This window comes from Lactiplantibacillus modestisalitolerans, assembly GCF_005405425.1.
GTDB lineage: Bacteria > Bacillota > Bacilli > Lactobacillales > Lactobacillaceae > Lactiplantibacillus > Lactiplantibacillus modestisalitolerans.
In genome coordinates this window covers 43,033-54,608 of record NZ_BJEA01000019.1, presented here as the reverse complement: position 1 = coordinate 54,608, position 11,576 = coordinate 43,033, and the positions used below count along the sequence as shown (strand labels likewise).

The 11,576-nt window shown below is 48.7% G+C and carries 10 protein-coding genes; all 10 read right to left on the bottom strand.

All coding sequences use genetic code 11. The annotated features are described in order from the left end of the window. Positions 1–492 precede the first annotated feature (492 nt). The gene (gene lysS, locus FFM79_RS11005) at positions 493–1,989 is read right to left on the bottom strand and encodes a lysine--tRNA ligase (protein ID WP_137643528.1); all 1,497 of its coding nucleotides are present in this window, start codon (positions 1,987–1,989) and stop codon (positions 493–495) included. Between the two features lie 105 nt (positions 1,990–2,094). Further along, entirely contained in the window at positions 2,095–3,096 is a 1,002-nt protein-coding gene (gene dusB / locus FFM79_RS11000; RefSeq protein ID WP_137643527.1) for a tRNA dihydrouridine synthase DusB, read from the bottom strand. Beyond that, positions 3,096–3,983, bottom strand: coding sequence for an Hsp33 family molecular chaperone HslO (gene hslO, locus FFM79_RS10995; RefSeq protein WP_137643526.1), 888 nt, complete (start codon positions 3,981–3,983; stop codon positions 3,096–3,098). The genes dusB and hslO overlap by 1 nt, the downstream gene beginning before the upstream one ends. 134 nt (positions 3,984–4,117) lie before the next feature. Beyond that, the gene (gene ftsH, locus FFM79_RS10990) at positions 4,118–6,340 is read right to left on the bottom strand and encodes an ATP-dependent zinc metalloprotease FtsH (RefSeq protein ID WP_137643525.1); all 2,223 of its coding nucleotides are present in this window, start codon (positions 6,338–6,340) and stop codon (positions 4,118–4,120) included. Positions 6,341–6,440: 100 nt separating this feature from the next. Then, entirely contained in the window at positions 6,441–6,980 is a 540-nt protein-coding gene (gene hpt / locus FFM79_RS10985; protein ID WP_137643524.1) for a hypoxanthine phosphoribosyltransferase, read from the bottom strand. 19 nt (positions 6,981–6,999) lie between these two features. Continuing rightward, positions 7,000–8,319 carry a tRNA lysidine(34) synthetase TilS gene (gene tilS / locus FFM79_RS10980; protein ID WP_225424444.1) on the bottom strand — a complete coding sequence of 440 codons (1,320 nt, stop codon included), beginning with the start codon at positions 8,317–8,319 and terminating at the stop codon, positions 7,000–7,002. 172 nt (positions 8,320–8,491) lie between these two features. After that, entirely contained in the window at positions 8,492–9,022 is a 531-nt protein-coding gene (locus FFM79_RS10975) for a S1 domain-containing RNA-binding protein (protein WP_137643522.1), read from the bottom strand. A 124-nt stretch (positions 9,023–9,146) separates the two neighbouring features. Next, a complete protein-coding gene (locus FFM79_RS10970; protein WP_137643521.1) occupies positions 9,147–9,545 on the bottom strand; it encodes an FtsB family cell division protein in 399 nt (132 codons plus the stop codon). 133 nt (positions 9,546–9,678) lie between these two features. Beyond that, on the bottom strand, positions 9,679–9,960 hold the full coding sequence (locus FFM79_RS10965) for an RNA-binding S4 domain-containing protein (protein ID WP_170177450.1): 282 nt from the start codon (positions 9,958–9,960) through the stop codon (positions 9,679–9,681). 2 nt (positions 9,961–9,962) lie between these two features. Continuing rightward, a complete protein-coding gene (locus FFM79_RS10960; RefSeq protein WP_137643519.1) occupies positions 9,963–11,567 on the bottom strand; it encodes a polysaccharide biosynthesis protein in 1,605 nt (534 codons plus the stop codon). Positions 11,568–11,576: the final 9 nt, after the last annotated feature.

The following is an 11,576-nucleotide window of genomic DNA, read 5'->3' as shown; positions in this document are numbered from 1 at the left end:
TCTCGATTCAAAATCAAGAGACCCTACACATTTGATTCGTCGAAACTTTGTTCAGTTTTCAAAGGTCTAATTTGTTAGTTGATTACCTCAACGCAACTTAATCATCATAACAAGTAGCAACTAATTTGTCAACCACTTTTTATTTTTGATTTTCGTTGAAACGCTCGTGGCAACTGCTTTGTGCGCCTCAACAACGTATATTAATTTACCAATTATCCAGCCAAATTGCAAGCAAAAAATCGTAATTAAAACCAGTCATTATTACCACGTTTAGTCACCACCAATTTTAATGTCCGGAATTTCATAGCAATCAACTCTCAGTAATTGTATTTATCCCCCGTTATCCACTATGCAATCCACAATTTCCTGATTTTAACTTAAATTATAAGCATAACATTCGGAAATGGAGTTTTTAACTTTTTTGAAAATAAATTTAAAAAAGCAGTTTTGAAACCACTTGCATGGTTTCAAAACTGCTTACGCATTCTAATATTAGTCTTCTTCTGGACGCATCGTTGGGAATAATAAAACGTCGCGAATTGAATCAGCATCAGTCATTAACATGACTAAGCGATCAATTCCGATCCCCAGACCACCAGTTGGCGGCATCCCGTATTCTAGGGCTTCGACGAAGTCTTCATCAATATGTTCCGCTTCGTCGTTTCCGGCCGTCCGTTCTGCAGCTTGAGCTTCAAAACGTTCACGCTGATCGATTGGGTCGTTAAGTTCACTAAAGGCATTCGCGTACTCGTTACCTAAAATAAAGAGTTCGAACCGGTCCGTAAACCGCGGATCCTTTTCGTTCTTCTTCGCAAGCGGTGAAATTTCAACTGGGTGCCCGTAGACAAAGGTTGGTTCGTTCAGCGTATCTTCAACGAATTCTTCGAAGAACGCGTTAATGATGTGACCGACCTTCCAGTATGATTCATACTTCACGTGGTGTTCATCCGCCAACTTCCGCGCATCTTCAATTGACATTGGTTGCCAGAAATCGATACCCGTCTTCTCTTTGATTGCGTCTACCATGTGGATTTGCTTAAATGGTTGGTTAAAGTCCACCTTTTGGTCGTGATACGTCACGATACCATCTTCACTAACCGCATTGGCAGCGGCTTTAAAGATGCCTTCGGTTTCTGCCATGACGTCGTGGAAGTCAAAGTAGGCCACGTACGTTTCCATCATTGTAAATTCTGGGTTATGTTCGCGGTCCATCCCTTCGTTCCGGAAAACCCGGCCGATTTCATAAACCTTTTCCATCCCACCGACAATTAGCCGCTTTAAATGTAATTCAAGCGCAATCCGAAGGTATAGGTCAATGTTTAAGGCGTTATGATGCGTTACAAACGGACGCGCCGCCGCACCACCAGCCTGGTTATGCAGCATTGGTGTTTCAACTTCCGTAAATCCTTGGCCATCTAAGTGGTGCCGAATGGCAGAAATAATTTTAGTCCGCTTCAAGAAGCGGTTAAAACTATCCCGGTTCGAAATTAAATCCAAATACCGTTGACGATAAATCTGTTCAACGTTTTGAAGGCCGTGGAACTTATCTGGTAATGGCCGTAACGCCTTTGAAAGGAACGTTAACCCAGTAACCTTTAAAGTTAACTCACCAAAATCAGTCTTAAAGACTTCCCCGGTAATTCCGAGAAAATCCCCAATATCAGAACGTTTAAAAATATGGTAGGTATCTTCACCAACCACGTCTTTACGTACGTATAACTGCATCTTACCCGAGCGGTCCCATAAATCTGCGAAACCAACCTTACCCTTACCACGCTTGGCAAGCATCCGGCCCGCAATCGTTGCGGTTACGCCCTTATCGTTGAGTTCGTCTTTATCCATTTCCCCGTACTTATCTTGTAAGTCCTGGGCGAGGTCGGTCCGTTCAAAACGGTGACCAAAGGGATCGATTCCCTCTTCACGTAGTTCATTCATCTTTTCGCGACGAACTTTAAGTTGATCATTCATCGGTTGTTCTTGTCGTGCCACTAGTGTTCCTCCATTCCTAGCCAGGATCCGCCAAACGGCCCTGACCAATCACTACATGTTAATTTTGACAATCCGTTTCCAAAATTGCAAGTTAATTCTTCATTTTCACGGTCGGGCGTTTAAATACGCCTCCGTTTGGTGCGCAAATTTAGCGAGTAACGCTTGCATGGCCGCCGCGGATTCCGCCTCCATAATTGCCACTTTGGTGCGCGCTGACCGGGGGATTCCCTTTAAATAGTAGGGCGCCTGTTCCCGAAACTCATGGCAGCCACCCCGCTCACCCTTTAAGGCGACCAGTCGTTGTAAATGAGCTTGCGCCGTTTGCATTTTTTCCATCGGCGTCGGTTCCGATAATAATTCACCCGTTGCTAAGTAATGGGTGGTCCGCCTCAGCATCCACGGATTGCCTTCAACCGCCCGGCCAATCATGACCGCATCCGCACCGACTTCTGTCAGCATTCGGCGCGCATCTTCCGGCGTTCGAACGTCGCCGTTCCCCATCAACGGAATCGTGAGGGCGTCCGCAACGCGCTTCAGCACGTCCCAGTCCGCCTGACCACGATACATTTGTTGGCGGGTCCGGCCGTGCATGGCAACCGCCTGAGCACCACCCCGCTGCGCGGCTAACGCATTTTGAACCGCAAGCACGTGTTGATCATCCCAACCAGTCCGCATTTTAACCGTGACTGGTTTTTGAACCGCCGCCGTCACGCTAGCAACCATCTCGTACACTTTGTCCGGAGCTAGTAGCCACTTGGCACCGGCATCCGTCTTCGTGACCTTATTGACCGGACAGCCCATGTTAATATCAATAATATCAGCACTCGTCTGCTGGTCAACAAATTGCGCTGCTTGCACGAGGGTTTCCCGCGAACCACCGTAAATTTGAATACTCATCGGGTGTTCCTTAGGGTCCACGAACATCATTGCCAACGTCTTGGGATTCTGATACATAATACCCCGATCAGAAATCATCTCACAGACCACCAATCCGGCCCCAAAGTCCTTACAAATCACTCGAAACGCCGCGTTGGTAACCCCGGCCATCGGCGCAACGACGACCCGGTTGGGAATCGTAACGTTGCCAATTTGCCACGTCGGCGTCATTAATCCTTACCCGTTGAACGTGCGAGAACTGCTTCTAGCTCCGCTTCACTAAATTGATACTGGTTGCCGCAAAAATGACAAACCGCCGTGGCACCGTGATCCTCGTCAATCATTTCGCGGACTTCGTGCTTTGGCAATGCCATTAACGCCTCAGCAAACCGTTCCTTCGAACAATCACATTCAAACTTGACCGGCATCTTGTCCAAGACTTTAACGTCGTCATCAAATAACAAGTTCAAAATATCTTCCGGCGTTTGACCGTCGCGGAGTGATTTTGACACTAACGGCATTGCTTTGAGCTTCGCTTCCAATTGGTCGATTGCGTCGTCGGTCGCGTTTGGTAGTACTTGCACCAGGAAGCCCCCGGCAACCCCAATCGTATTATCGTCCTCGACGAAAACAGACAAACCAACCGCGGACGGGATTTGTTCCGATTGCGCTAAATAATAGGTGAAATCTTCACCAAGCTCGCCGGAAACCAACCCAACCGTCCCCGTAAAGGGATCGCCAACGCCCTGGTCTTTGGTTACCGATAAAAAGCCTTCGGTCCCAACCGCACCCTTAACGTCAATCTTATGCTGTTCATTCAACGGTAAGTGCACGTGGGGATGTTGTAAGTAGCCCTTAACCGTGCCGTTGGCGTTACCATCAACGACAATCCCACCAACCGGACCATTCCCGTTAATCTTGACCGTCATCCGTTCGTCACCCTTTAATACGGACGACGCCAGGAGTAGGGTTCCGACTAAACTGCGGCCCAATGCGGCGGACGCCGCACTCCAAGTATCATGTCGTCGCTGGGCTTCGGCTACAATGCCGGTCGCATCGACGGCGTACGCCCGAAACATTTCGTTTCCAGCCACGCTCTTTACTAAATAATCTGCCATTAAATCGTTCCTACCTTCTTCATTCAATTCAACTACTCATGGGCTGACCCCATTACGAATTGGGCTCTGTCATATCATACCGCACAAAAAGAGTCGAGACAAAGTCTCGACTCTTAATGACGTATTGATCAACGCTAGGCCTGGCTATCGTGATTCGAATCGTCAGCTGAAGTAGCCGCACTATCGGCTGCTTCGCTTGACGCACTAGTGTCGGTGTCAGCTTCACTGACCGCAGTTGTTTCCGTAGAATCAGCTGAGGTTGCAGTTGCCGAATCCGCACTGGATTCACTTGGGAAACTTGGTTCCGAATCCGCACTCGTTGGTGCCGCTTCAGAGCTAGCTTCATTTGCCAAACTGTGTTGGTGATCCGCTTGCTTTTCAGCTTCGCGGCGTTCTAATTCACGCTTAGATTCTTCAAAGGTGGCCGCTTTTTCACTTGGAAATTCGCTAGCGCTATCCTTCTTCGGCATCTTACCAGTCTTAAATAAACTAATAATTTGCTTTTCATCCAAGGTTTCATATTTCAACAACGCTTCCGCAATCACTTTGTGTTGTTCACGGTGGCTCTGGATAATATCCGTTGCCGTTTGATGTGCTTCAGCAGCTAACCGCCGAATTTCATCATCAATTAATTGCGCCGTATGTTGTGAAAAGGCACTGGAGCCCATTCCTTGTTGATAAGCCGCCTGTTGGTTAGCGTTTTCCAATTCAACCGGTCCAAGCTTCGAGCTCATCCCATACTGGGTAACCATGGCCCGGGCAATTTGAGTTGCCTGTTCAAAGTCATTAGAAGCCCCGGACGATTGGGAATCGAAGATAATTTCTTCGGCAGCCCGGCCACCCATTAAACCAGCCATTTGTTCCTTAGCATCGCGTTTCGACATTAACATTTGGTCTTCACGCGGGAGCATAATTGCGTAACCGCCAGCGCGGCCCCGCGGAACAATGGTTACCTTATGAACAACCCGGGCGTCATTTAAGACTAACCCAACAATCGTATGCCCAGCTTCGTGGTAAGCCACGGTTTCCCGTTCACGCTTACTGATTGTGCGATCATGTTTAGCTGGCCCGGCAATGACCCGGTCTTCCGCTTCATCCAGATCGGAAGCTTCCACCTGCTTCTTATTGCGCCGCGCCGCTAATAACGCCGCTTCGTTCAATAAGTTTTCAAGATCGGCCCCAACGAAACCAGGGGTTTGCTTTGCAATTTCCTTTAAGTCAACGTCGTCGGCTAACGGCTTGTTTTTGGCGTGAACCTTCAAGATGGCTTCACGCCCCTTCACGTCGGGACGCCCAACCAAGATCTTCCGGTCAAAACGACCCGGACGAAGTAAGGCGGGATCCAAAACGTCAGAACGGTTCGTCGCCGCCATCACGATAACACCTTCGTTACCCGTGAACCCATCCATTTCAACCAGCAACTGGTTCAAGGTTTGTTCACGTTCGTCATGGCCGCCACCCATCCCGTTACCACGTTGCCGCCCAACGGCATCGATTTCATCGATAAAGATAATGGAAGGTGCATTCTTCTTGGCCTGTTCAAATAAGTCCCGGACCCGGGAAGCCCCGACCCCAACGAACATTTCAACGAAGTCTGACCCGGAGATCGAGAAGAACGGCACGCCAGCTTCACCGGCAACCGCCTTGGCAAGCAAGGTTTTACCAGTACCAGGAGGCCCCTCTAGGAGTACCCCAGATGGGATCCGGGCGCCAAGTGACACGAACTTACGCGGATCTTTCAAGAATTCGACAACTTCGACCAATTCTTGTTTTTCTTCTTCTTCACCGGCAACGTCGGAGAACCGAACTTTGTTTTGTTTACTATCGGCTGGTTTAGCCTTCGTTTTACCAAAGTTCATGACCCGGTTGTTACCGCCACCTTGACCCGCTTGTCCCATCATCATATAGAATAGGAATACAAAGAGGATCAACGGTGCAATGTACATCAATAACGTGACCCAGATACCGCTAGATTCTTCAGCCTTAGCCGTTAAATTAACGTTGTGTTTGGTCGCTAACTTGGAAACGCGATCCACCGTTGCGTTGTTTTCCAACATGGTCGTTGAAAACGAGGTGGTCTTCGTGGACGCACTCTTGATGCCGAGCGCGTTGGCGGAAGAAACCGTTTGTGCTTTACGGTAGGTACCCGTTACCTTGTAGACGCCGCCACTAGGCTGAATACTAACGTTCTTCACGTTATCTTTGTCTAACTGTTTGACAAATTCACTATAGCGAATATTTTGAGTTTGCGAACTGGAATTATTGCCAAAGAAAAAGTAAATAATTCCCATCAAGCTAAGGAAAACCAAAATATAAAATAAGCTATTGCGAAAGAGCCCATTGCGTCGATTATTCATATGTGCCTCCTTCATCGAAACTTATATATACTATTATTAGCGTAATACTAATCCTTCGATAGTCTAAATAATAGCACATTTGACTATCATTGACCAATCATTAATGCTCGTAAATTGCTGGTTTTAAAATTCCGACATACGGGAGGTTCCGGTAACGTTCTGCATAATCCAGACCATAACCGACGACAAACTCGTTCGGGACTTCGAAGCCGATGTAATCCGCTTTAATATCGACCAAGCGCCCAGCCGGCTTATCCAGTAACGTGCAAACCTTAACTGAATTGACATTCCGTCCCTTCAATAGGTCAATCAAGAACTTCAACGTCCGACCAGTATCAATAATGTCCTCAATAACCAGGACATCGCGACCCGTTACGTCAGCGTCTAAGTCTTTCGTTAATTGAACTTGACCACTTGAAATGGTTTCATTCCCATAACTAGAAAGATTGATAAAATCTAGATCCGCATAAATATCCATCTCACGAATAATATCCGTGGTGAATAAGACGGCACCCTTGAGTACACAAATAATTAGTGGGTTCTTACCAGCATAAGCGGTCGTGAGTTCTTTACCTAACTTTTGTGCAACTTGGTGGATTTGCTCGCGACTATAAAGTACTCGTTCAATGTCGTTGTTCATCTTTTGAGATGTACTCCTTTCAACTCCTGTGTTTTAAAGCCAAAAATACGGTGTGGGCCCCAAACGTCGGTGAGCGGTAACTAAATTTATAGCCGACGACCCATAAAACGGACCCCTGGGCATTCACTAAGACCCTGACTTGGTCCCGCACTTCTACGGGAACCTTTTGATCAATCAAAATTCGACGTACCGGCTGGTGACCGCCGCCTTTCAAGGCTAAGCGGTCACCAGTCTGCCATGGTCGCCAGCTTAAGGGCCAGTCCGTCGCACTAAGGCGAAAAGGCTGGGCTGTGGGCACTGGCGCCTGCGTAAAGAGACCAACCGTATCAGTTGCCGTAATTTTCTGCCATTGGTTTAAGTCTACCATAATTTTTTGACCGGGCATTAACTTTTTAACCCTTTTTTTAGCGGGTGTAAGCGTCACCCGGCCGGCGCGTTTCACCAGCTCATAATCCCGCCCAAGCGGAAGCTGACCGCTGGGATGTTGCGGGTTAACGAGCCAGCGCATCACCGGCGTTAACTTCGTCGCACTAATCAGTTGCGGTTGGCAGTTGATGAGCCACCCCCGCAAAACCGGCCGCTGCCACAACGGCGGCAGTTGTTGCCAGGCCGCTAAATCTAGAGTGGCCCCCGCCGTAACGGTCGGTAATAACGTCGTTACCATTTGACGCTGGGCCGCGTACAAGTCGGTCAACTGCTGCTCATAACTCGCAACGTGCGTCAGCAATTCCGGGTTGACCATCATTAATTCCGGGACTACGCGCTGCCGAATGCGGTTACGGGTCAGGTGGACGTCTTGGTTGGTCGCATCCTCAAAGAACGGCAATTGCTGCACTTGCGCGTACTGTCGAAGCTGGGCCTTTGACCACTTTAACAATGGTCGAACTAACTGCCCGCTTAAGAAAGCACGCTGAACCGCAATCCCCGTTAACTGGTTCAACTCCCCGCCGCGGGCCAGCTTCATCAGGTACGTTTCCACCTGATCGTTGGCGTGGTGCGCGGTCATTAGGGTTTGCGCCTGATAGTCGTGCATCAGCCGGCCGAAAAAGGCGTACCGAAACGCCCGCCCGGCCGCTTCGATACCGGTCTTGGGGTGATCACGTTGTTGCCAGTCCGCCACTTCCAACGTTAAATGTCGCTGCTGGCAATATTTCATTAAAAATGCCACTTCATCCGCACTCTGCGCCCGCAAATGGTGGTTAACGTGCGCCACCACCAACCGCGGCCGCTGCGCCGCCGGCAAGTCTTCCAATAAATGCAATAACGCCATCGAATCGACCCCGGTCGACACCGCCACGATGACCGTTTCCGCCGGGTCCAAAACGTGGTAGCGGGCCAAGACCCGGTTAAACTGCTGAATTGGTGTGATGGTTACCGCCTCCTAACTCCTAGCCTAACTTCCAACAATCTCCGCATCGTCCCGAAACTAAAAAAAGCCCGGCCGCAACTCCGCGTCACGACCGTGCTGATTTTTTTAACTAAATTAATGGCAAATCCTTCCATCGGATGGCTTAGCTCCGCCGACCACCACGGCCGCCGCGCTTGCCTTCAGTATTCCGTTTCAAAGTTGCCAATCGGTCTTCACTTTCTTTTAAGAAGCCCGACATCAGGGAATCGAAATCCTGCTTCTTGTTTTCATGTTGCCGTGATTGGAAGCGGCCCCCGCCGTTTCCGCCACGACTATGGAAGTTATTCGAACGTTCACGATGGTTACCACCGTTTTGATGTTCATTACGTTCTGGCCGCCCGTGGTTATTATGACCTTGATGCGGGTTGTGATGATCATGCCGCCGTTCGCCCTGCGGATGGTCAACGGCTTTTCGAATCGATAAGCCGATCTTACCATCGTTACCAACGGATAACACTTTGACAGTGACTTCATCGCCAACACTCAAAACGTCATGAATATCTTTAACGAACCCATCGGAAACTTCGCTGATGTGTACCAGTCCCGTCTGATTATTGCCCAGGTTCACAAACGCACCAAAATTAGTGATCCCAGAAACCTTACCAGTGACTTTCGTACCTACTTCAATTGCCATAAAAAAAGTTGTTCCTCCTATGAAATAATGGTTTTAGTATAGCATACTTTGTAAATCATCGAGTGACACATTTTAACGACCAACAAAAAGTGGTCTACCCTTAAAAAGCAGACCTTAATCCTAGTTAATTAGCAGTTACGTCCGACGCATTGTCATTTGGTAAGCTATAAACTGTTTCGCCACTCTTCGTATAATCGTACTTAGATCGCAATAATTTTTGTAAGTAATCCTTATTATTGAGTTGCTTGATTTGTCCTTCAAGCTGATCATTTTTTTGCTTTGCTCGGTTAAGATCAACTTGGCTGGTGGCCACCTGCCGATTGACACGTTGCAAATTAGCATGCGTGTTGATCAATTGAAAGCCAAAAAATAAGAGCAACGCGCCAAAAACAGCAATAATCAAGACAAACCGCCGGCGCCGCACCTGACTAACACGCTGTTGTTGCCCACGCTGATCAGTCGCGACTTGCCGGGTATACCCGTTGTCTAATTGTCTAATTTTGCTACGTGAACCGTTCGTCATGCTGGTCCAGTCCTTTCAAGTTGGGTTGCCTAAATTATAACAACTTCCACGGTGGGTGTAAACGAGTACATTTGGTTTATATCAATGTTTATGACCAACTATTTTGACGTAAAGGGTCACACCAACTAACCGGCTAATCGCTAAATGGTTGCCGGTAATCCTCTTTATAAGTCTCGCTAACGATGTCGTACATCAAGGCCGCATCGTTTTTCTTGGTCGTTTCCAACAACTGGGTCACTTTGACCGTTAACGTTTTGTTCCCAAAGGCAATGATCAACTCATCACCCACACTAACGGTACTCGAAGACTTCGCAACTTTACCGTTAATTTGAATACGCCCCTTATCAGCGATTTCTTTGGCGACCGTTCGCCGCTTAATAATTCTCGATACCTTTAAAAATTTATCTAACCGCATACTCATGAATGATTTTCCTTTCCTTTTGCAACTGCCTTAATTAGGCGTTTGCCGTACGGCAGTACCAGCCACTCCCGAATGGAGAAAAGCCGGATCACTACGGCGCCGGCCACGAAGACGACGACACCGACAAACACACCGGCCAACGTATTGAGGCCGGCCATACTCCGGCTGTTAGCCATCACCGGACCCACTAAGGCGCTAATTTGATGATTCGTAAATAGGACGGCTAGGCCCATTGCGCCGCTTAAACTAACTAATTTGATTAAATAACCACTCTCTAATAAGACCTTTTGAAGCATTTCGGGAGAACCAAGCCACATCACCGCAAACATCACGGTCAAGCTGAGAACCGTGACCAGGCTAGCGCCGTTAATGCCGTAGTGCACCACTAGCACGTAATTAAAGAGTAGCTTAGTCGCCAACCCGGCAACGATCCCAACGATCAAGGCCGCGTACTGATCCATACTCTGGAGCACACTGGTATAAGTCGTAATCAGCGCCGCCACTAAAATACTCAGAACGTACACCCGGAGCGCAGTCGTCCCTTCGATCGACCCGAACAATAGCCGGTTGATTTCGGGCATAAGGACCACTAAGCCCACCGTTGCGGCCATCGAAAGTGCCAAGCTCACGTGGACCATTGCCTGCGTCTGCCGCTTAAACTCAATCGCTTTGCGCTTAGCTAACGCATTGGTCAGTGCCGGTAATAGCGTTGCCGAAAACGACGTTGCAATCACTAAGCCGAGTTGAACGAGCGGCTGCCCGCGGTCGTAGACCCCTTTCAGTGATTTGGCAATCTCCACTGGCAAACCTTGCCGCAATAGGCCGCGCATGACGGAAAATGAATCAATCAACTGCAGTAAGATTACGACCGCTGCCACTAAGCACAGCGTGCCACCTTCCACAACGAAGCGCTTAATTAACTTTCGGTAGCTCGGTAACGGCCGGGTTGCGGTTGGCGCCGGTGCCAGCAATTTTTCCAACCCAAAACTCAGAAAAATAACCGACGAACAAATGGCAGCTAACGGGGCCGAAGTCATTGCCCAGGTCCCCATGTGGTAAGCGTCCCAGCCGCGATGCAGGCTAAAGTACGCCGCCATAATAATGACGCCGACCCGCACCACTTGCTCAACCAATTGGGAGACGGCGGTCGGGCCCATCAGGAACTGTCCCTGATAGTAACCCCGGCCACTCGCCAACCATGGCATAAAGAGGAACATCCACGAAACGGCCACGATAATCGGGGCTAGGTTGGGGTCCCCCATTCGGACCGCGATCCAGTGGGCGCCCAACTGAAGACCAATGAAAAATAGCAACGACAGGCCACTCAAAATATGAAAGGCGCGCCGAGTAACCAGCGTCTTGCTAGTGGCATCCGGCTGTTCAGCGACTAATTTCGAAATGAAGTTTGGAAATCCGTTCAGGGCAAAGGTCATTCCAATCCCGTAAATCGGATAAATTTGTTGATAAACGTAAAAACCAGTATTACCAACCATGTTTTGTAACGGAATCCGGTATACCGCACTCAAGATCTTCGCCACTAACGACGAGACGGATAAGATCAAGGCACCCCGGAACATGGTGTTCAGGTGATCTTTTGGCATTGCAAATCC